General features: G+C 42.2%; 19 protein-coding genes. 6 read left to right on the forward strand and 13 right to left on the reverse strand.

Translation table 11 applies throughout. The features are described from left to right. Positions 1-319 precede the first annotated feature (319 nt). Complete coding sequence (locus tag F0361_RS12245; protein WP_154918877.1) at positions 320-2,569, reverse strand: efflux RND transporter permease subunit; 2,250 nt, start codon at positions 2,567-2,569, stop codon at positions 320-322. 15 nt (positions 2,570-2,584) lie between these two features. Beyond that, entirely contained in the window at positions 2,585-3,469 is an 885-nt protein-coding gene (locus tag F0361_RS12250) for a DUF547 domain-containing protein (protein ID WP_154918878.1), read from the reverse strand. Between the two features lie 259 nt (positions 3,470-3,728). Between F0361_RS12250 and F0361_RS12255 the strand changes: the two genes are divergently transcribed. Then, a complete protein-coding gene (locus F0361_RS12255) occupies positions 3,729-4,430 on the forward strand; it encodes a glycosyltransferase (protein ID WP_154918879.1) in 702 nt (233 codons plus the stop codon). Beyond that, positions 4,396-5,487: a VOC family protein gene (locus tag F0361_RS12260; protein WP_154918880.1), complete on the forward strand. Its 1,092-nt coding sequence runs from the start codon at positions 4,396-4,398 to the stop codon at positions 5,485-5,487. The genes F0361_RS12255 and F0361_RS12260 overlap by 35 nt, the downstream gene beginning before the upstream one ends. Before the next feature lie 14 nt (positions 5,488-5,501). On the opposite strand, the gene F0361_RS12265 is transcribed toward F0361_RS12260, so the two are convergent. From F0361_RS12265 to F0361_RS12295, 7 genes are all read right to left on the reverse strand, one after another. Then, positions 5,502-5,681: a hypothetical protein gene (locus tag F0361_RS12265; RefSeq protein WP_154918881.1), complete on the reverse strand. Its 180-nt coding sequence runs from the start codon at positions 5,679-5,681 to the stop codon at positions 5,502-5,504. Between the two features lie 54 nt (positions 5,682-5,735). Continuing rightward, positions 5,736-6,533, reverse strand: a complete 798-nt coding sequence (locus F0361_RS12270; protein WP_154918882.1) for an anti-sigma factor — start codon at positions 6,531-6,533, stop codon at positions 5,736-5,738. Then, positions 6,534-7,070 (reverse strand): RNA polymerase sigma factor, encoded by a 537-nt coding sequence (locus F0361_RS12275; RefSeq protein ID WP_154918883.1) that lies wholly within the window; start codon positions 7,068-7,070, stop codon positions 6,534-6,536. A gap of 73 nt (positions 7,071-7,143) precedes the next feature. Beyond that, entirely contained in the window at positions 7,144-7,737 is a 594-nt protein-coding gene (locus F0361_RS12280) for a superoxide dismutase family protein (RefSeq protein ID WP_154918884.1), read from the reverse strand. 221 nt (positions 7,738-7,958) lie between these two features. Next, positions 7,959-8,681, reverse strand: coding sequence for a DUF2490 domain-containing protein (locus tag F0361_RS12285; protein WP_154918885.1), 723 nt, complete (start codon positions 8,679-8,681; stop codon positions 7,959-7,961). 53 nt (positions 8,682-8,734) lie between these two features. Further along, positions 8,735-10,711, reverse strand: coding sequence for a S9 family peptidase (locus F0361_RS12290; RefSeq protein ID WP_246160882.1), 1,977 nt, complete (start codon positions 10,709-10,711; stop codon positions 8,735-8,737). 129 nt (positions 10,712-10,840) lie between these two features. Beyond that, positions 10,841-11,431 carry a methyltransferase domain-containing protein gene (locus tag F0361_RS12295; protein ID WP_154918887.1) on the reverse strand — a complete coding sequence of 197 codons (591 nt, stop codon included), beginning with the start codon at positions 11,429-11,431 and terminating at the stop codon, positions 10,841-10,843. 135 nt (positions 11,432-11,566) lie between these two features. Here F0361_RS12295 and F0361_RS12300 point away from each other — a divergent pair, with 135 nt between their 5' ends. From F0361_RS12300 to F0361_RS12315, 4 genes are all read left to right on the forward strand, one after another. Then, positions 11,567-14,809: a S41 family peptidase gene (locus tag F0361_RS12300; RefSeq protein WP_154918888.1), complete on the forward strand. Its 3,243-nt coding sequence runs from the start codon at positions 11,567-11,569 to the stop codon at positions 14,807-14,809. A 140-nt stretch (positions 14,810-14,949) separates the two neighbouring features. Then, the gene (gene arsN2, locus F0361_RS12305; protein ID WP_154918889.1) at positions 14,950-15,366 is read left to right on the forward strand and encodes an arsenic resistance N-acetyltransferase ArsN2; all 417 of its coding nucleotides are present in this window, start codon (positions 14,950-14,952) and stop codon (positions 15,364-15,366) included. 229 nt (positions 15,367-15,595) lie between these two features. Beyond that, the gene (locus F0361_RS12310) at positions 15,596-17,368 is read left to right on the forward strand and encodes a GmrSD restriction endonuclease domain-containing protein (RefSeq protein WP_154918890.1); all 1,773 of its coding nucleotides are present in this window, start codon (positions 15,596-15,598) and stop codon (positions 17,366-17,368) included. A 75-nt stretch (positions 17,369-17,443) separates the two neighbouring features. Beyond that, positions 17,444-17,950 carry a hypothetical protein gene (locus F0361_RS12315; protein ID WP_154918891.1) on the forward strand — a complete coding sequence of 169 codons (507 nt, stop codon included), beginning with the start codon at positions 17,444-17,446 and terminating at the stop codon, positions 17,948-17,950. A gap of 112 nt (positions 17,951-18,062) precedes the next feature. Here F0361_RS12315 and F0361_RS12320 read toward each other — a convergent pair whose 3' ends face one another. From F0361_RS12320 to F0361_RS12335, 4 genes are all read right to left on the reverse strand, one after another. Continuing rightward, positions 18,063-18,725, reverse strand: coding sequence for a class I SAM-dependent methyltransferase (locus F0361_RS12320; RefSeq protein WP_154918892.1), 663 nt, complete (start codon positions 18,723-18,725; stop codon positions 18,063-18,065). Between the two features lie 225 nt (positions 18,726-18,950). After that, positions 18,951-20,237: a metal-dependent hydrolase family protein gene (locus tag F0361_RS12325; RefSeq protein WP_154918893.1), complete on the reverse strand. Its 1,287-nt coding sequence runs from the start codon at positions 20,235-20,237 to the stop codon at positions 18,951-18,953. Between the two features lie 85 nt (positions 20,238-20,322). Next, positions 20,323-21,729 (reverse strand): amidohydrolase family protein, encoded by a 1,407-nt coding sequence (locus F0361_RS12330; RefSeq protein ID WP_154918894.1) that lies wholly within the window; start codon positions 21,727-21,729, stop codon positions 20,323-20,325. 38 nt (positions 21,730-21,767) lie between these two features. After that, entirely contained in the window at positions 21,768-22,535 is a 768-nt protein-coding gene (locus tag F0361_RS12335; protein ID WP_154918895.1) for a CDP-alcohol phosphatidyltransferase family protein, read from the reverse strand. Positions 22,536-22,586 lie beyond the last annotated feature (51 nt).

A 22,586-nucleotide genomic window follows, 5' to 3' on the forward strand; every position in this document is an offset into this window, starting at 1 on the left:
TAGGTTGGATTGTTTTGTTGTTTGCGCCATGACCTTTTGGTCATGGCGTTTTATCAGGATGCATTTCATCGAAAAGTTACCGATTTTTAACAATGGACAGGATGAAATACATATATTTAACGGTGAAATGCATATTTAAATCTATTTATAAGCCCCAAGACTTTTAAATAGGATATGAATTTAACCAAACCGAAACTTTAAAATTCACGTGTTATGGAATACCTACTCTTTTCTTTGTGGATTGCTCTTATGGTACTATTGTTAGGAAAAACAATTCTGGCCCATCGTTCACTAAAAAAACTTTTGGATAGAAAATAAATTACGCTTCCTTTATCATTTTACGGATTAACACGGGCAACAATAGTATATCCAAAATCAAAGCGGTTACTAGGGTTACGCTAATTATGATGCCTATCGTAATGCTGGGTTGGTGTATTGAAAACAAGAGCACCAAAAACCCAAAAAAGAGGATAAGGGTCGTAATCACCAACGCCCTTCCTGTATGTGCAAATGTCTTTTCTAGGGCCTGTTCCTGAGTGAGTCCTTGGGTGATACCAAGTTTGTACTTCCCTAAAAAATGTATGGTATCATCCACGGCTATACCAAATACAATGGCAAATACCACCGAAAGGGAGGCTTCCAATGGGATATTCAAATAGCCCAGTACGCTACCGGCAAAAAGAATCGGCAACATGTTGGGAATCAGTGAAATGATAAATAATTTTAAGTTCCTGAACACCAAGACCATTATGACGCCAATGAGTAGCAGGCCAAAGAACAGCCCTTCTAGCAGACTGCTTCGAATGTATTCCGCGTTTTTATCCAAGAGCATGCTTTTTCCGGTTACTTTGACCTTTATTTGTGTGGTATCCAGTTTAGTGTCAGCATAATTTTCAATCTTCTCATATACCAGTTTTAAGCTATCCGTGCCTATATCCTGTAATCTTCCATTGATACGTGCCATGGAGGCATCCTTGTTTACGAACCGTTCCAATTGCTGCCTTCCCAATTTTTGGATATCCTTCTTGTATTTTTCAAAAGTGGCCGCATCATCGGGTAAGGTCAGAAATTCGGATTTATTTAGATTATGTGCCTTGTGCAACACTTGGAATGGTAAATTGGAGGATTGGAGGTTGCCTATAGAAGGAATTTCGGCCAAATAATTCATCAATTTTTTAATTTCCAATGCTACGGAGTAGTCCAAGACTGAATAGTCGTTTTTGGACATGACCGCGATTTCCAAGGGCCGGAAGCCGGCATAGTTATTTTGAAAATATTCAAAATCAGCCGCAATTTCACTTCTATTGGGCAACGTTCTTTTAAACTCATAATTGGTACTTATCAGACTGATACCCCATAAGCATAAAATCGTGAACACCGTTGTACCTAACAGAATGGGTCTTGGATAATCTTTGGTGAAAGTGTTCACTCCTTGAAGTAGGTCCACCCATTTCTTTGAGACGCTTTTTCTTCCCAACAGCATCCTTTCGGGAAGACTTATCAACAGCGATCCTGTAAAGAAGATAATGGTGATGTAAGCCACCATGACCCCAATAGCTGCGTTGATGCCAAATTCCTGAATGCTGGCCAACCTGGAGGATAACAGCGTCATAAAGCCCACCGCCGTCGTGACCGAGGTCAGTAAGGTAGTGAGTCCCACTTCACGAAGCGAGGAACGGATGGCTTTGTATCTAGGAATTCCCGACTGGATTTTGCGTATAAAACTGTCCGATACGTGTATCACATCCGAAGTACCTACAATGAGCATCAAAACAGGGTAAAAGGCAGCCATAGCGTTCAGTTCTTTTCCCCAAAGTGCCAAAATGCCTAAAAAAAGTAAAAGAGAAACACTTATGGACACCATTGAAATAAGGACCAAGGGCAGACTTCGGTACACCAATAATAAAATAATCAGGACTAAAATAGCGGCTATGATGCTGGTCTTTAGGACTTCGCTTTTTTGCATGTCCACAATGGCTTCCAAAAAGAAGGCCCTCCCCAAGATGTGGTATTCCTCCAATTGATGTTTCTTTAAGGACGCCCGTACCTGGGAAAGCAAAAGCTCCGCCTGTTGGTAATCGATATCGTCCTGTGTGCGTAGGGCAACAACCGTAGAGGTAGCTTTTTGATCTATTAGGAAATTGGTAAAAAGCTTGTCCTGCTTAATTTTTTCCCAGTCCTTTTCATAGGCCGAAGGGTCATCCAAATGGATTATGGGCAACTGGGTATAACCAAAGCTAGTTTTAAGTGGATAGGATAATGTCGTTAAGGATGAACGCTCCTCAACAAAATCAAAGTCCTTGCTGTCTTCCGAAAAAGCATGGAATCGCTTCAAAAATTCTTGATCGAAAACGGTAGGTTCGTTTTCAACGGCGATGAGCAGAAAATTATCATCGGTACCAAATTCGGCCACAAAATCTTGATAAAACTCCAGATCTGGATCTTCTTCGGGAAAAAACTGACTAAAATCAAATGAAAATCTAAGATAGGGAAGTAAGGTAGCCGAGTATAGACCCAGTATTACAAAAAGAAATATACAGATTTTTTTTACTTGGGAAAGGTAGTTCATTTTGCGACTCTTCCATTAAAGGGTCGCAAAATTATCCAATTCCAAGGTCCAATCATAATTTTTGTACTCAAGATCAATGCCCTTGGTGGTCGGAATCACGCCTTCCTGCTTCAATATCTCCTTTATACCGTCCGTACCGCCAAAATCTCCCCTGAACCAACTGAACAAGGATGTTACCCTTGCCTCTTTTTTGCCTGCATCGTACTCCGTGGTCCGCTTCAGGTAATTGCTGGTACTTTTGGCGAACTGTTCATCCAACCTTTTCCACTCGTAAATGGCTACGGGAGGACAGTCCTTTGCGCCGCAATTGAGGGCAAAATGGATTCGATAGTCGGGCTCTTCTACCCGTAATCTTTTTTCGAATTCCCCAGGAAATAGTTTACCGATAAACCCCAAACCATATTCCCATTGAGACCCCCTTATGATGCCATGCTCAATCAATTCAAAGGAAATCATTTCCCCGGCAAAAGAAATCTGGTCCGCCTTAAAAAACTTGCTTCGATCCTTATACAAATCTGGGTTGTTCCCCAGTATTACCTGGATATAGGCATTGTAAATATTGACCCAAAAAGCCAATTTCTTTTGGTTCGTGTCAAGGGCATCTTCCAATTCCTTAATGGTGACATTCGAAAAGGTATCCTGGATTTTTTGGGTATTTTCTTGGTTCTTGATTTTGACCAGGAATTCTACCGAAAGCTTGTTGAAGTCAATAGTTTCGGACTTGGATGTGCTTTGGCCAAAACCGTTCCAAGTGCCTATCAATAGGATAAAAAGTAAGTTGATTGGCACCGCCAAGTGGTAGAATTCTCGGAGGCCTGCCTTTAAATTAAAGGATTGTTTTTGGTGAATGCACCGTAGGCTTGCCCCAAAGTAGTCTGCTATATATTTTGAACGCTTCATGTGTTTTGTTTTTAGTACCTACGTACGAATCCGTAAATGGTTTTATTTTGATAACCTATAGACTACCTTAATTATTGTTGGGATTACCACAGTATATCCTTTGCTGTTTTAATCTTTGTCGTAAATTATTTTTGAACTTTCAGTAGAATCTAAAGAATTATAGTGACGATTTTAAAACCCTTATGGTGCTAATTCCGTAGATTTAGAAAATCCCCTGAAAATTAAAGTTACGGACTTGGGGAACGACCTATTTGTTGCTATGATCAGTATTATAATTCCATCGCATAAAGAAACCGTAAATATCGACCTATTGGTCGGTAGATTGTCAAGCTTTTCCTCGCAAGTTCCCTTTGAAATACTAGTGGCACTTTCACCTGAGAGCGAAATGGATTTTAAAAGGGAAACCCTGGATAAGGCCGATATTATAAGGTGCACTAAGAAGGGTAGGGCATGCCAGATGAACGAAGCGGCCAAATTGGCAAAAGGGGAGGTCTTGGCTTTTTTGCACGCCGATGTAAAACCACCGGACTCCTTCTTGTTCGATATCCAGAAGACTATAAAGAGTGGATTTGACGCCGGATTCTTTTCATACAGGTTCGATAGGGAAAGTTTGCCATTGAAGATCAATTCATATTTCACGGCTAAGGACGGCATATTTACAGGTGGTGGTGATCAATGCTTGTTTATAATAAGACAAGTTTTTGAAACCTTGGGCTGTTTTAAGGAAACCCAGGTTTTGATGGAGGACTTCGAGTTTTTTGAGCGCATGAAAAAGAATGGGATACGCTACAAGATCATAAAAAACGATTTGATAGTATCTGCTAGAAAGTACGAAGCCAACTCCTATCTACGGGTGAACCTTTCCAACCTCTTGCTTGTAATCCTGTTTAGGTTGGGATATCCAAGTAAAAAACTAAAAACGATTCATGACAAACTCATCAGAACGCCCTACAACACCTGACATCATAAATGGCATACAACAAGTAGGTATAGGAGTGTCGGACACCAAGGCAGTTTTTAATTGGTATAGAAAGCACTTGGGTTTTGATATTCTTGTTTTCAAGGACGAAGCGCCGGCAGCACTCATGAAAAGGTATACAAGTGGTGAGATATGCCATAGAAATGCTTATTTGTCCTTAAATATGCTGGGAGGGGGTGGTTTGGAAATCTGGCAGTTTTTGAGCAGAACTCCCCAAAAACCCAAATTCCCAATAATTCTTGGTGATTTAGGGATAAATGCTATGAAAATACGGAGCAACGATATTCAGAAGAGTTATGATTCGTTGAGGGGGCTGGAATTAAAATATTTGACAGGTATAAATAAAACTGTGAAGAATGGAATTTCTTTCTATTTTCAGGACCCCTGGGACAATCTGGTCGAAGTTGTACAGGATAGATACTTTTTTAATAAGACAAGTTTGAGCACGGGTGGCGTGCTGGGAGTCGTGATAGGGGTTTCACAAATATCGGAATCGATACGGTTCTACAGTGATTTGTTGGGCTATAGTATTTTGGTATCGGACCAAACTTTAGAATTGCCCCTTAACAACACACCTGATACAAATTTTGGTTTATTCAGGAAAGTGGTACTAGCGCATTCCCGACCTAATTTTGGTGGTTTTGGGGAGTTGTTGGGACCAACCCAAATAGAATTACTGCAAGCATTGGATAGAAAACCAAATAGAATATTCGAGGATAGGTTATGGGGTGATTTAGGATATATCCACGTATGTTTTGATGTACAAGGGATGGAAAAATTAAGGAACCGTGCAGCCTCCTTAAACTATCCATTTACCGTAGATAGCGCCCAAAGTTTTGATATGGGCGACGCGGCGGGCCATTTTAGTTATGTGGAAGACCCAGATGGAACCTTAATAGAATTCGTGGAAACCCATAAAGTACCTATTTTAAAACCATTGGGTATCTACCTTGATTTAAAAAAACGAAATCCGCATAAACCATTACCTAAATGGATGGTACGAACATTGCGATTTCATAAGGTCTCCAAGGATATCTAAATCCAGTAGATCATTTAACTTTTTGTTGTTCTCAAAAGCCCGATTCCCGAGAAGAAAAATATACCGCCCAGAACGGCATATACGATCAAGGCCTTTGTTGTTCCTGTACTATTGCCAAATAATATGGCGGCGTAGACCAACCCCCCAATTCCTAACAGGGTGAGAATGGTACCAAAGAGTTTCTTTATATCCATGGTCGAAAAATACTAATTTTTCCAGTAAGCAATCTATAGTGGGATTCAAATAATTTAGGAGGATGCAACCGCTCCAAGTGCATAGAGTTGCTCCAATGTGGGTGTCTCACTACCTCCGGCAGGTTCCAAAGTTATCCCAAAGGCTTCGGAATTATTTGGATTGTTCAGCGCAAACACCTTGTTTTCATCCTCGGTAAAATCTTCTAAAAGACCCATGCTCGTAGGGGTTAAGGGCGATAATTTTAAGGACCAAACTTGATAAACAAAACCATCCGGTGGTTCCGGAAGACCCTTCGCGTCAATAAACACTTTTTCCTCTTGTTTGTTCCAATACGCCTTTGCGTAGGAATCCGGAGAAACTTGTTGCCCACCTAAAGGGATTACCAAAATATTTTGGTCCCTCAGCGTATTGAGGAGCTCCCGCGATTTTTCCAAGGAGGAATTAGACTCGGCTATTTGTTGTTCTAACTGTTGGTTTTGACTTTCTACCAATTCCAACTGGGATTTCAATTCCTTATTTTGATTATAGACCCAAAAAAGTCCAATGGCCAAAAGTATGGAAGCCGCCCAACCCAGGTATTGCGTCCAAGGCCTTGATTCTTTGGTCAGTGGAACAACCTTCGATGTATCCCCAGCATTCAATTGTGATCTTAGGGTTTCAAAACCGACAGGGGTTACGGTATTCGCTTTTTGTGAAATCTCTAGGATGGCCGCCTCTATAGCCACAATTTCTGCCTTTATTTCTGGATATTCCTGTGCATATCTATGTATTTCCAGGTTTTCTTTCTCCGAAAGGACCCCTGCGACGTACAGTTCCAAAATTCCAGACGCTATGTATTCTTGAACATCCATTTATTTTATCTCCATGTTTTCCCTGAGCTTGGAAATACAGCTTCTATTTCTAGTTTTAACGGTTCCAACGGGAATGGCCAGTTCTTCGGCCGCTTCCTTTTGTGTATACCCTCTAAAGTAAAGCATTTCAATTAGTTGTATACACTTTTTCTTTAGACTCCGGACTAACTTAAAGAGTCCTTCGGTTTCTACTGTAGCAACAACTTCCTCTTCCTTACTTTCCAAAATACGTACGAAGTAATCTGCGGAAAGGTTCTTTTTTTCATTTTTATACGACTTACTACGTATTTCATCGATGGCCGCATTTCTCGCAATGTTCAAGATCCAGGTAAAAAATCGGCCTTTGGATGCATTATAACTGTCCGCATTGTCCCATATTTTGACGAATACATCCTGACAGATTTCTTGGGAGCGCACTTCGTTTTTGACAATGGTGTTGATTACCCCGCAGATATTTTCGGAATACATGCCATAAAGTGTCTCGAAGGCGGAAACATCCTTCTCCCGAAATCTCTCAACCAGTTGTTCCAATTGCATAGGGCTGAATTTAGCTATTAAAAATAGAAAAAGCCACCCTATCAGGTGGCTTTTATCATATTATTTTTTAATCCTATTGGATAATTCCGGTACAACTTACTCTGGCACCGGCCGCACCGCTCGGTTGACTGGTGAAATCATCCGTACCTTGGTGTACGATTACCGCCTTGCCCACAATATTTTTATTGGGGTCGTCACAACCAATACACCATTCAGCCGTTGAAAATTCGACCATTCCGTTACCGTCTGCATCGGCCATAAAGTTGCCAATATCCCCTTTGTGATAGCCTTCACTGGCACCCCATTTTCCATGGGGTTCGTTGGTAGGGTTCCAATGGCCTCCCGTAGAAGTTCCATCATCCGCGGAGCAATCTGCCTTTTCGTGTATGTGTATGGCATGCTCGCCTTCGGAGAGTCCTGTGAAGGACGCCATCATTTTTACCTCTCCGTTTTCTTCGGTAAAGGTGACCTCGCCCTGAACGCCACTATCACTTTTTGGCTCCATCATAAATTTAACGGATTCCACTTCTTCCTCTTCCATGGTCATTTCTTCCATGGTTTCTTCCACTTCATTTGCAGCATCGTTGGTTTCCTTTTTAACTTCTTTACAACTAAAGACTGCAAAAAGAGCCAATGCGGCCAGTGGTAATTTTATTACTTTTTTCATACGTTTAAAATTAAATTAATAGCTTGATTCTTAAATATTTCCTTTTGTAGAGGTATTTAACTCACCATAACAAATCCCTCAATGAGGGTTTCATTTTTTCTGGTTTTAAAATTTGAGTTTGTTAAAATTACGAAATTTCGTGCGCTATATGAACTCATATCCCAATCATTTTAACAGGATTGGGAAATTTGATGGAGCTGCGAAGGAAAATACCGGCAATCCTATTTTTTATTGAAAAGCCCACGTAAATCTGGATTATAGAATACAGCCACCTGTAGCCTGTCATAATTCACGGTTCTGAAATGATTTTTAAGATAACCGGCCTGTACACTTAGATTATGGGTCACATTAAGTCCCACTGCTGCATACAATCGGTTTTGGTCAAAGGCCTCGTTCTGTAGATTGATAAAAATTTCATCATAGAAATTCAAAAAGAAAATGTCCGTTAGGGGTACTGTCATCTGTAACCGATAGCGGGCACGGTGTTCAACTCTTTCATCAAAAAATGGACTATTTTCATTTTCAAGAGTTATAAAACGTTGTTCCAATCGATAGCGATGTTCAAATAAAAGTTCCCATACTTTATTCTTCAAAATGAACTGTTCAAAAATTCGGTTTTCCGAAATATTATCGGAAGCTGGTTCATCCAAATCAATCAGGGCCGCCTCAAAATAAGTTGGATCCGTTTTTATATAGGCGTACCCCACAGTAGCAATGGCATTGTCATCAATGTGATAATTGAGACCTGTCCTAAGTAACAATTGATTGAAGTTTTTTGCCTGTTCAAAATATCGAAGTTGTGCTTCTGTATGGATGCTCCACTTCTCCGCAATCTGATTGGTGCCAAAATACATGTGCCAGCTTCCCAGTTTGTCTTCCCCAATCTCTTGGCCCAAGGCCGAATTCACAACAATACCCAATACAACAACTAGTAATCTCCTCATAAATATGCCTAATTCTGTATTTAAAAATTCAAGTCTTGAAATTAGACCTTTGATTAAATATCGCTTTCCATGGATTCACCGTCCTCAATGGGCGTGCCTGCGTCGCCTTTGAGATAGACATCCAAAAATTGTAGTACCCTGCTGTAGGCCTCGATCTGGTTTTCCTTTTTTACAAATCCATGGCCTTCATCCTCAAAGAGCACGTATTCCACGGGAACGCCATTTTTCTTGACGCCGGCCACGATTTCGTCCGATTCCACCTGAAGCACCCTAGGATCTTTGGAACCTTGTAGCACGATCAGGGGTTTGGTAACCTTATCGGTATGAAAAAGCGGGGAAATGGCCTTAAGCCGAACGGAATCCGCACTGTTGGGGTCTCCCAGCTCCAAATACAGGGCATCCTTAAAGGATTCCCACCAAGGTGGAATACTTCGTAAGGTCCTGATCCAGTTCGTTACCCCAAATAAGTTGACGCCCACGGCAAACTCTTCGGGTGTATAGGTCAAGGCCGCCATGGTCATATATCCTCCGTAGGAACCTCCAATAATCCCGATTTTGTCGCCATCGATTTCTGGTTGGGTGGCCAACCAATTCTTGCCCTCCACACAATCCTTTAAATCCTTGTCGCCATGGTTGAGGTCGTCCATTTTGTAGAACGACTTGCCATAACCGCTGCTTCCCCGGTTGTTCACCGCCAACACGGCATACCCATGATTCACCAAGTATTGAATGAAGGAACTGAAATTCTGCCTGGATTGTCCGCCTGGACCACCGTGTACCCAAACCAAAGCCGGCACCTTGTTGGTTTCGGAAGCTTGATGGGGTTTGTAATAAATGGCAGGAATTTCCAATCCATCAAAGGATTTATACCGGATCACCTCCGCCGAGACCAAATCGCTTGGTTCTATTTCCGGGTTCAGTACATTGGTAAGCTGTTTCAGCTCTTTGGTCTCTAAGTCATACACATATATATTACTGGGTGTTTGCGACCCGCCTGCGTAGAGACTCATTAGTTTTTCGTCATCCGAAAAACCTACATTGGTGATGTCCATATTGGGTAGGGAGGGAAGGTCGATATTCGTTCCCGTTGCGGTCTCCGTAACGGCAATAACGTTCTTTGCGTCCTCGTTGATATAGGTTACCTGATAGGTGCCGTTCTCGGTGAAATAACTGCCCATAATATCCCAATCGCGCTCCATGACCTTGCTGCGTTCGCCAGATTGTATATCGTATTTCATTACATAGGAAAATTCGTTACCCAAATCGGTCGTGTAATACAACGCACCGCTGTCCGGAGTAAAATCCTGACCGCTATTGGCGCTCTGCGCTTCGTTGATCTGTGTCTTTTCACCCGTTTCCAAATTCTGAAGGAAGAGATTGGCATCATTCGTATTCAGGGATTTGGAGAGGGCCAGGTATTTTTGGTCCTTGCTTATAGGCCCAATGTCATAACCTTCATTGTTTTGATATATGAGTTGGGGTCTGTAATCCAAGAAATCCATTTGATAGAGGTCCATATAGCGGGCATCCCGTTTGTTGGACGTGAAAAAGAAGCTCTTTTTATCGGCTGCCCACGCATGGAAACTCGCCCTTGCGCCCTCCTCAGGGGTCAAATCCGTAATGCTGCCATTGAGGTTTCTTATATAGATATGGTAGATTTCGTCGCCGTTTCCGTCCATCCTAAAGAGCATACGCTCGTCCTTGGGAAAATAGGAAATGGCAAACACCGAGGAACTGTCCGATTCCGTTACGGGCATCATCTCACCACCTTCTGTTGAAATTGTGTACATATTGTAGATGCCGGACCTATTACTTGAAATCAAGAGCTTGCTATTATCCGGCGAAAAACTACCACCGCCAATGGCCTCGTTGTCCATCATTTGCTCAATGGTATAGGATTTCACCGTTTTAGTGATGGCAGCGTCCGGGTTTTCTTTGGGAGTTTCCTTGCAGCTCCATGCAATCATGGTAATAGAAGCAACCAGGGCTAAACCTTTTACAGGCATACATTTTAATAGTGTTCGTTTCATGGGATTGATTTTTTTGAATGTGAACATATCGGCTAAAAACCAATGTGCCTAAAGATACGGTAAATGAAATGTAAGGCCTACTTAAAAGTCCCCCTAAGTTTTTAAGGCCCGAAGTTTTGGGGCACTTGGTTATTTTCGCTCAAAAATCCCGAACAGTTCGTTTCCCTTTCTGGGCGGGATGGAATTGTAACACCGTGCAAATGTACGAACGGTAAAATAGGGGTCCAGATAGCCCAAATAAAGTTCCTTGTTGCCGCCAAAGGGCCTTTTTTCCATATCTTCCGTCAGGGGAAAATCGAACCAGAGCCCTGCAAGGATGCCATCAGGCTTGAGCAACCGGCGCATCTGCTTAAAGTATGCGCTCCTATTGGCATCCGTAGGTACTATGGAACAGAAAAAGGTCTGCTCCAGAATTAGGTCGTAGCTTCCTTCATGCGCAAAGAAATCGGCATGAATCACTTGGGCTTCGGGAAAATGCGGGTTGCGTTTTTTGAACTCGGTCAACGGAATTTCGGCAACATCCAGTACGTGCACATTTTTAAAGCCGATTTCAAAAAGATATTCGGCCTCATATCCATTACCGGCACCGGGTATCAGGATTTTTAGGTTTTTGTCCGTCAATTGGTCCGCGTATTCCTTGATGGGGGTGGAAGGGTAGCCAATGTTCCAGCCCGTGGTACCGGCCTCGTATCGTTGGGTCCAATAGGTTTTGTCGTCCATAGCGGCGTGCTTAGAAAGACGAAAATAAGGACATTTTTGATAGCCATGCCGCTGTGGGTGCAGATCATACAAATTCGGTGTCCATTTATACACAATTTACCTATCTTCGGCGGATTAAAATCAAGCGGACCAAACATGAGAAATTACCTGTATTTGCTTTTCTTTTCCATCATTCTTTTTAATAGTGTATTCTCCCAGGAAGACCCCAAATGGCTTCGGTATCCGGCTATCTCCCCTGATGGTTCCACCGTCGCCTTTACCTATAAGGGAGATATTTACCGGGTTCCCAAAGAAGGGGGTGTTGCGCAGCAATTGACCTTCCACAAGGCGCACGATTATCAGGTCGTATGGAGCAAGGATGGGGACTCGCTGGCTTTTGCCTCCAACCGATTCGGGAATTTTGATATCTACGTAATGAACGCCAAAGGGGGCGAAGCGACCCGATTGACCTTCCACAGCAACGATGAGACGCCCTACTCGTTTTCGGCGGATGATACAAGCGTCATTTTTGGAGCTGCACGTCAGGATGATGTGAAACATCGGCAGTATCCCATGGGACAACAACCGGAGCTGTATAGTGTTCCCGTCATTGGTGGTCGGGTTAACCAGGTATTGACCGTCCCTGCGGAAGATGTACAGGTAAATTCCGAGGGCACTTTGATGGTCTATCACGATAAAAAAGGTTATGAAAATACGTTCAGAAAACACCATACATCTGCCATTACGCGCGATATTTGGAAATACGATGTAGCGACCGGCACACATACCAAGCTAACCAGTTTTAACGGGGAGGACCGTAATCCTGTTTTCAGTGACGATGGTAATTCCCTCTACTACCTCAGTGAGGAAAGCGGGTCTTTCAACGTCCATACATTGAATCTGGAAAATCCCGAAAATAAGGAGCAATTGACCTCCTTCAAGACCCATCCCGTTCGGTTTTTAAGCATCGGGAACGGGATTATGGCCTTCAGTTATGATGGGGAGCTCTATACTTTTGAGGAAGGTGGCGAACCTCAGAGGGTGGATGTGATCATCCGCACACAATCGGCCTCCAATGCGGTGGAATACGTTTCCGTCAATGGCGGAGTCAGGGAAATGGACATTTCGCCCAATGGGAAGGAAATCGCCTTTATTAGTCGGGGCGAGGTATTTGCCACTTCGGTAGATGGCACCATGACGAAGCGATTGACCAATACGCCGGAGCAGGAACGTTTTTTAAAATATATGCCAGATGGCAAGGCCATCGCCTATTCCAGCGAGCGAAACGGTAAATGGTCTATTTTCAAGACCGTAAAACAGCGTACCGAGGAAACCTATTTTTTTGCTTCCACCTTGGTAAAGGAGGATACCTTGGTAACCGATAGTACCGATGTCTATTTGCCTGAATTCTCGCCAGACGGTAATCTAGTCGCTTATGTGGAAGGGCGTAGAACCTTGAAAGTCAAAAATTTAAAAACAAAGGAGACCGTTATCTTACTAACGCCAAAGGATTTGTACCATTTCTCCGATGGGGACCAATACTATCAATGGAGCCCGGATAGCAAATGGTTGTTGGTGGATTGGGGCGTTACTTTGAGCAACAATGAAATCCTTTTGATTTCTGCCGATGGCAAGACCCGTAAGAACCTTACCGAAAGTGGCTACTATGACATGCAGCCCAAGTGGATTGGTGAAGGCAACCAGATCATTTGGTTCTCCAACAGACACGGCTTAAAAAGCTATGCCACCAGTGGGCAGTCGGAATTCGATGTCTATACCATGTTCCTTACCAAGGATGCGTGGGACAAGTTCAATCTGTCCAAGGACGAATACGATTTGATGAAATTGATCGAGGAAGGCGATAAAAAGGAAGAGGACAAAGAAGAAAATAAGGACGAAAAAAAGAAAAAGAAGAAGGACGAAGACACTAAGGAGGAACCCGTAAAACCCCTGAAGTTCGATTTGGAGGGCACCGAGGATAGGAAAAGCCGACTCACCATCCACTCCTCAAAATTGAGCGATGCCGTGTTGTCCAAGGACGGTGAAAAACTGTATTATCTCACGCGTTTTGAGGAGGATCTGGACCTTTGGGAAACGGAAATCCGTACCAAGGAGACCAAAAAATTACTGTCCCTAGGCGCAAAATCAGGAGGTTTGCAATGGGATAAAAAGCAGGAAAACCTCTTTTTGTTGGCTGATGGCAGCATATCCAAAATCGATGTAAAAGCCGGGAAGAAGGAACCTGTAAAATTGAAATCGGAAATGGTCTTGGATGCTGATGCCGAACGCCGGTATATGTTCGACCATATTTGGTTGCGAACCAATGGTATTTTCTATCACAGCAACTTTCACGGTATCGATTGGACCGCTATGCGTACCGAATACGAAAAATACCTGCCCTTCATTGGGAATAATTATGAGTTCGCGGAAATGATATCGGAACTATTAGGTGAGTTGAATGTTTCACATGCCGGAGGCAGGTATAACGACACTATCGATAATGGCGATGAAACTGCATCCTTGGGCATTTTTATGGACTATGCCCATACAGGCAACGGAATCAAAATCGCTGAGATCATCAAAGGCGGGCCTTTGGACAAGGCCGGCTTCAATTTAAAGCCGGGGATGATCATCGAAAAAATAAATGGGGAAACCCTACTGTCCGATCGTGATGTAGCCAGTTATTTGAACCGCAAGGAAGGCGAATTTTTGTTGTTGGATATCATCGGTGAGAACAAAACCCAAAAGCAAATTACCGTTAAGCCCATTTCCTTGGATGCCGAGGGCGATTTGTTATATAATCGGTGGGTGGAAACCAATGAAAAGGAAGTACTTGAAAAAAGTAAAGGTACTTTGGGCTACGTACACATTCCAGGAATGAGCGACGGACCCTACCGCTCCATTTACGAGGAAATGATGGGCAAGTTTTTCGACAAAAAAGGGGTTATTGTGGATACCCGATTTAATGGTGGGGGCGACCTGGTGGCCGATCTGGCCATGTTCTTTACCGGCGAGGCCTTTTTATCCTACGAGACAGAAGATCGGGTGGTAGGAGGGGAGCCCACTTCGCGCTGGACCAAACCAACGTTGGCCCTATACAACGAGTCCATGTACAGTGACGGTTCCTGCTTTGCCAGCGGTTATACCGAATTGAAAATTGGGACTACGGTGGGGATGCCGGTTCCAGGGACCTGTAGCTTCGCAGGTTGGGAGCGTTTGCCAAACGGAGGCGTTTGGGGCGTGGTGCCCGTTAGTGCCAAGAACAAGGCAGGGGAGTGGATGGAGAACAATGAGACCGACCCAGATATCCTTGTCAAAAACCAACCCGAGGTCATCGCCAAAGGCCGTGATCAGCAATTGGAAAAATCCATTGAGGTTTTGATCGGGCAGGTGAAGTAGGCTGGCCATATAACGTACAAGTAAGTTATTCTGATCACGCGCATGGCCAAGAAGAAGAATCTATTAAAATACCATCAAGTCCTGGGTTTGGTGCCATAATGAATGAACAACTACAAACTTACCACTTTTAAACGCGTACTATGAACCCAGTGACCAACCTAAAGTCTATACAGGAACTTTTGAAAGCGAACGACCTGCCCTTTGAAGATTTGGTAGAATCCAAAGTGGCCTTTTTGACCAAGGAAAAAAATGGCGAACTTATTGGATGTATTGGCATCGAAACATACGAAATGGATGGTTTGCTGCGTTCCTTGGCGGTAGACGATGCCCATAAAGGAAGAGGGGTGGGTAAGGAGTTATTGGACGAACTTTGTGAAACCAGTAGGCAAAAAGGTATACAACGATTGCACCTTCTGACCACTACGGCAGATGCCTATTTTAAACGTTATGGTTTTGCTGTAACGGAACGGTCCACCGCTCCTACGGCCATCCTTGGAACTACCGAATTCTCTGAAATATGCCCTTCCAGTTCCGTGTACATGGTGAAGGAACTTTAATTCTATTCCTATTCCTCCCATTTTCTTGTCATTCTGATGACGAGCGTAGCGAGGAAGAAGCATCTCTTTATTGACCGATCCTCCCCGTTCATTTCAAACAAAACGCTACATATTTACCTTTCTCTTGCCAAAACCAATAATTTGTAGGATTTTTAGGGTAATCCCTCTAAATTAGAAATATATCAACTTGTTACTATATACATTTGTTGGCATTCATTAAAAATAAACTATGGCAATACTAAGAAAGCTAGATATCAGACCTGAATCCGTTGAATCGATTTACGGCTACTACAGAAAGAAAATGCTCCTTGTCAATAGGAAATATCAGAGAAAACTGGTTTGGGGAATCGATGAGAAAGAGAAATTTATTGATAGCATTTACAATGGATTACCCATCCCTTTAATATTAGTAGCAGTTACCAAATATAAAGACAGTACTGTCTACGAGATAATTGATGGCATGCAAAGATTAAATGCAATTGTTTCATTTATTCAAAATGAAGTCCACTTAGGAGGAAAATACTTTAATCTTGAAACCCTAGCATTAACAAAAGCTCTAAAAGACAAAGGGAAAATCGAACAGAAAGAGCCGAAACTTTCAATTGAAGAGTGTCTTGAAATAACCTCATATCAATTACCATTTTCTATATCATCATATGACAAGGAGGCTGATATTGAAGAAATTTTTAGGCGTATTAACTCTTACGGAAAAACTTTATCCAGCCATGAACTAAGACAGGCCGGATCAACTGGAACTTTTACTCAAATAGTTAGAGATTTAGCCGAGAATATAAGAAAAGATGTATCGCCTTCAGATAAAATTCTTCTTGGCAACATGCGGAGAATAAGCCTTAGTAATCGAGGTTTAAAATATGGCATAGACCTTAGGGATGTCTTTTGGCACAAACAAAGTATTCTAACAGAAAACAATATTCGAGCATCTCGGGATGAAGAAATAATTGCTCATTTAGTAATTGCGATGTTATTGGATTATGACATCAATATTAGTTCTACATCACTAGATAGAGCTTATGGCTTAAGCGATGACAACGAGGAGAACATCGATACTTCAGAGCTAATTAAAAGATATGGTGGGCCAGAGTTTATAAAACTCCAGTTTGAATCAATATTTCAAGAAATTCAGAACACTTTGGACGCATACAAATTCAATTTCAGAACACTACTATTTCGTGAGCCTAGCAAATACATGAATAATGCATTTCAGGCAATATTTTTGTCCTTCCATAACCTTTTGGTTAAAGAGCAATTGAAAATTGATAACTATAGAGAATTAAACAAAGAACTTAATGGAATTGGTGACAAATACATCACTCCACATATTGAAGAAATTAGACATAGAGCGGCAAGGAAGAGAGTAATAGATTCCATTTCAGGTGTTCTTCGCAAACACTTCTCAAAAAGGGAAGAAACTGACCCTGCATTGTCTAATGGAGTTGTTAAACTAGAAAGCTTGTTATCCGCATCAAAAACAGAAAACTCATCCTATGACTTTAAACAAGGGTTTTATCAGATGGACAAGGAGAATAAGAACATTAAAGAAAAGGTTTTAAGAACTCTTTGCTCATTCGTCAACCTTGGAAGAAATGCAGTTGGATATGTAGTTATTGGAGTGGCTGACACCAAACACATGGCAAGTCAATTTGAAAAGTATTATGGCGAAAAATCACTGCAATTCAATGACTTTTTCATAAATGGAATTGATGCTGAATGCCAAAAAAGATATAAAAGTCTGGACGAATACCGGACTAAGTTTGAGCAACTAGTTAGGTCAAGTGATATTCAACCAGAATACTATAAATCGCAGATTCTGAAAAACATTGATTTATTTACCTACCGAGATAAATCAGTAATGATTTTGAAAATTGAATCGAAAGATGATCCATTGAAACTTAATGGAAAGTTTTACCATCGTCAGGGAACAAGTACGGAGGAAGTTCCCTCTTCATCTGAAAGAGAACTTTGGGGTTTATTCTTAAAATAACGAAATGCCAACAACACCTATACGCAATACCCTTCGGGACACTGGACATACCCAAACCGTTAGCAAACATATTACATGAGACTTTCAGCATTATTAAGTGTTTGTCTATTATTATGGAGCTGCAATTCAGAACCGATAGAGCCATTTGAATTGTCACTTCAAGATTTTAATTACGCTTCGGCCTACTCAAAAGTATATTCAATATCAAATGAAGGAATGAAGGTTGTTTTCAAAGGTGAATTAGAAAATGAATCGGATAGAATTTTATTTACATCAATTGATATTCCAACTAAGAACTTAAAAAGGCTTTCTCAAATCGATTTCGACAATCTAAAAGCAGTCTATTCAAATCAATGTGTGCTAGATGGGGATATAAAGTTGTTCACCTACAAAAAGAAAGACACATTAAAAAATGTTTTAGTTGAAAATTACTTTCATGAAGAACTTAGCCCAGCAATTGATATTATTAACGAATTAGTTCCAAGAGAACATCAGCTTCTATATGATGAGAAGGAAATTAAGGAGCTTATGAAGGGTTGTGAAGAAATATTAATAATGGAGACCTTTCCTGATTTCAAATAAAATAAATACGTTTACCAACAACGGTAACCGTTTCACAAGCCACTGACCCCGCCTGTACCTAACTGTACGTTCGGGTGGGTTCTTAAAATAGTTTTGTGCACTTTTCGCACACTCAAGCGAGTTCATACAAGTATGTTTTAATAACCCCTTTTCCGCTTATTTCGGGTATCGACACCAATTCATTCACTTCCTTAACCTTTAATAGAAAGGGTGGTGCCAACAAATCCACACCGCTCTGCTTTTTGAGTCGGATGCTCTGTCCGGAGATTATATCAATGTTGGGTTCAAAGTCACCTTCGGGTAGGTGTTCCGTTACTAGTACGTACGTGTAGTTTGATAGTTTTTTGACTATCGCCTTTATTTCCTCATTGGAAAGGTGTTGCAAAACCTGCCGAAGGATGATGCAGTCGGCTTTGGGAAGGTTATCCTTGGCAATGTCCAAACAGTGAAAGCTCACATGCTCCAATGCATTGTTCTTTTTATGCCATCCGATGAGGTCCTCCACAATATCTACGGCAATATATTCCCGGGAGTACGGTACAAGTCGTTTACCAATAGTAAAATCCCCACATCCCAAATCGCAAACCGTTAATGGGGGATGGAAGGAACCTAAAAAATGGGTAACCGCTTTCAGATACGGTTCCACCATTGCTGGTTCGTGCGACCCATCACCACTGTAAAATTCGCCAGGATTCCCGCCCCAAAGGTTTTGCTCGTAAATCTGCTCCATCACGGCTTTTGTGGGCCATGGTTTTTTAGTTTTTTTGATGGGCATGGGAGGTTGGTTGTTAGATTTCTAGGGAGTTAGTGAGTTAGTGAATTAGTGAGACAGTGAATTAGTTGTTTTTAAGTCTAACTTCTCAAATCTAACGTCTTAGATCTAACTTTTCATTTTTCATTTTCCGCTAAACGCTAAACGCTAAAAGCCAGAAACTAACAGCTATTCACTTTTAGTTTTTCAATTTTCACTCTTCACTCTTAATTCTGCACTCTTCACTCTTCACTCTGCATTCAAAAAAACGTACCCGTCCTTCATCACAAATACAGGTTCGCGCATCGCTTTAATGTCTTTTAAAGGATTTCCTTTGACCGCGATGATATCGGCTAAAAAGCCTTCCGTTAGGTTTCCCAATTGGTCTAGATGGAACATTTTGGCGTTTCCGCTTGTAGCCGAAATCAATACGTCCAAGGGTTTCATGCCATACGCTACCATCAACTCCATTTCCCTGTAATTTTCCCCATGGGTAAACACACCCACATCCCCACCAAAAACGATCTGTACGCCCGATTCAAGGGCTAGCTTAAATGATTTTTTCTTGTTGGTAATGCGTTGTGGTTCTGGATCAGTTCCCTTTTTCCACCCTTGATATTGGGTAATGGCATCCCCCGCAGCAAGAGTAGGGCACAAGCCGATACCTTTTTCCTTCATCATGTTGAAAATTTCAAGTGTGCCGCCGTCTCCATGCTCAATGGTTTCCACGCCTCCCAAAATGGCCCTTTTCATACCTTCGGGCGTGCTAGCATGGGCTACCACATATTTTCCCGCACTTTTGGCGGTTTCTACCATGGCATCGATTTCTTTCTGTAAAAAGGTAGGTTGGGAATCCGCTCCGGGCGTCCAGCGGTAATCGGCATAGATTTTAATCAGGTCGGCCCCATTCCCCATCTGTGTGCGTACGGTCCGTATGGCTTCTTCTTTTCCGCTTACGGTTTCCGCTCCCAAGGGAACGGTGACCCCATCGTGAAAACCTTTTGGACCATAGGCACCCGTGGCGACAATTGCAGGACCTGCGACCAATAATCGGGGTCCGGGGATGATGCCTTGCTCAATGGTCTTTTTCAAATAGACATCCGTATACCCGGCACCCTCGGCGCCCAGATCGCGCATGGTAGTTATTCCTGCCATCAGGGAGTTTTTGGCATGTACGGTGCCGCGGATGGCCCTCTCCACGGGCGATTCCTTTAATACCTGGTCGTTCCAGTCGGTTTCGTTGTATGGATGTAACAACAAGTGGGAATGTCCCTCGATGATACCTGGCATCAAGGTGGTGCCGGGTAGGTCCATTTCCGTTGTTGCTTTCGGGAATGTACGTCCTTCAAGATTACCGACGTACGTTATTTTATTACCTTCCACCAATACCACCCAATTTTCATGAATTTCGGTTCCATCAAATACACGGTCCGGTTTCAATAGGGTCTGAGCCTGTATTTGGACCGATATGCCTAGATATACCAACAGGGCCACCAGTGTAAGTCTCCCTAAGTTTAAATCGATACTAAATTTCATGTGTTTATTTTATTGTTTTTCAACGGTTACATGTAACATCCATATAATCATTTCGATATATGTCCGAAATTCTGACATGGATGTTTCATTGTAGTAATTTGTTTAAATCTTCTTGGCTATAGCTGTTTCCATTCTTTAGCACCATAAAAATATCCTGGGTATTTTGGATGTTTTCCAAGGGATTTTGATTGAGGATGACAATATCCGCCTGTTTTCCGGTTTTCAAACTGCCGTAGTCGGATTCCTTCTTTAGAAATTTGGCCCCATTATAGGCCGAAGCCTTTAGGGCATCCAATGGAGATATTCCCGCGTCTACCATGGCTTCCATTTCCTTGTGGAGGGATATTCCGGGATAGGTATAGCTATTAAAGGCCCCACTGTCTGAACCCGCCAGTAAGGAAACGTCGTTTTGGTTTAGGGTCAATGCCAATTTTTTGAAAAAGGTGTCCAGTTCCTTTCTGTCCTGTATCGCCTTTTCCGATGCATTTTGCGCCCTTTGGATACGCCCTTCATAAGTTTTTTGAATTCCGGGGGACATATATTTCAAATATGCGTCCTCACTATGGTCCACCTCGTCCAAGTAACTCAGGGTATGTCCAATATGAAGTGTTGGCACCACAAACACATTTTTTTGTTTTAGGTGCTCAAATGTTTGCTTGGCCACTGAGTCATTGTAAGTAGATTGCAGTATGGGCATGGCATCCCAAAAACCTATCTTTTCGTCTTGAAGTTGTTGGGTAATGGCGGCCTCCTCCGTGGAGCAACCTTTCATGATGTAGTAGAGATGTTCCACGGCGTCGATTCCTGCATCTATGGTGGATTCCAACGTAGCGGTAAAGGGCATGTGCCCCGAGGTAATCAATCCTCTTTTTTCCGCAGCCCGAATCGTATTGAGGTAGTTTTCTCCAGAAATCTTACTGTCATAGATTTTGACAAAATCCGTTGGGATGGCTTGCAGCGAATCCAAGGCCTTGTTGATATCCTCTTGATTTTCAACTTCGAGGGAACCTGCCCAAGTGGCCCCGGGACCGTCTATTTTTGGTCCCGAGGTAAAAATGGTCGGTCCAATCATACCATCATTTTCAATAGCCATTTTCCATTGCATGACGGCCGTGGTCAGATCGCCGCCAGCATCTCGCACCGTGGTGATTCCATTGGCGATGAAGAGTCCTAAAAAACGTTTGTTGGCCTCAATTAGGGAGTCGCCCCCACGAAAATGTACGTGGTTGTCCCAAAAACCCGGTAGAATGAATTTTCCTGTGGCGTCTACCACATTTTTCGCAGTAGAGTTTTCATAGATTTCATCATACGCTACTTTGGCAATGCGCCCATCTGAAATATAAATATCACCAACAACGACTGAGCCATCTTCCAGGTTAAGGATATTCCCACCCTTTAAAAGGGTATCATAGGAAACCCTTTTTTCTGCTTCACAGTTTATCAACAGCAAAAACACCATTCCGATACCTAGTAATAATAAACTGTATCTCATCAGATATAAAATAAAATGAAAACGGAAGGTAAAAAGAATTAGCGATTCAGTACTTGCCTGATCATGATAAATATAAATATCATGATGGAATAGCCTATGAAAAAGGGAATGATATACTGCTGCCAGCCCAACGTAAACATAAGACCAATAAGCAATAATTGAAAGCCCAACCCAAAAGAGGAAACTGCCGTCATAAACCAATTTGGAAAGACTTTGCCTTTGGCGGCATTTTTATCCAATCTGTAAATGATGGAATCAAAAGTACCATAGCACAAAGAATATATCTTGAACATAGAGTTTACCGTTTTCTGTCTCTCCCCTTTAAGCGCATTGGGACTTTTGTTTTCAAAAACCCGACTCGTGGTATCCCCATTATGCCTGTTCCGTAAAATGACATAGTAATAATTGTAGAGGGTGCCCTGTAACTGTAGACACATAAAAGATATTACCGTAAGTAGTAATGAACCGTCGGTAATGTACCAGATAGCCAAGAACAGCATTAGGTTTAAGCTAATATCGGATATTGAATCTAAATATCTTCCCGTATGTGATGGTGTATTTTTGGCCCTCGCCAATTCTCCATCGGCGGCATCTAAAATTGATTTTAAAATCAAAAATAGCAACGCCAATCCATAATATTCATTGAGCAGGAGTACTATTGCGGTTAAACCACTTACAAAGAATGCAACCGTGATATGGATAGGGGTGAGGGAGGTTGTCTTTATCGCTTGGACCAGTTGAAAGGCGACTGATCTTCCGTAATCCGATAGATCGAAAAAACGGTATTCTTCGGGTAATTTGGACATTTTACTGATAATTGCTTGAAATTACAATAACGGGAACACGCTAGCTTGTCA

The sequence above is a fragment of the Maribacter flavus genome (genome assembly GCF_008386635.1).
Lineage (GTDB): Bacteria > Bacteroidota > Bacteroidia > Flavobacteriales > Flavobacteriaceae > Maribacter > Maribacter flavus.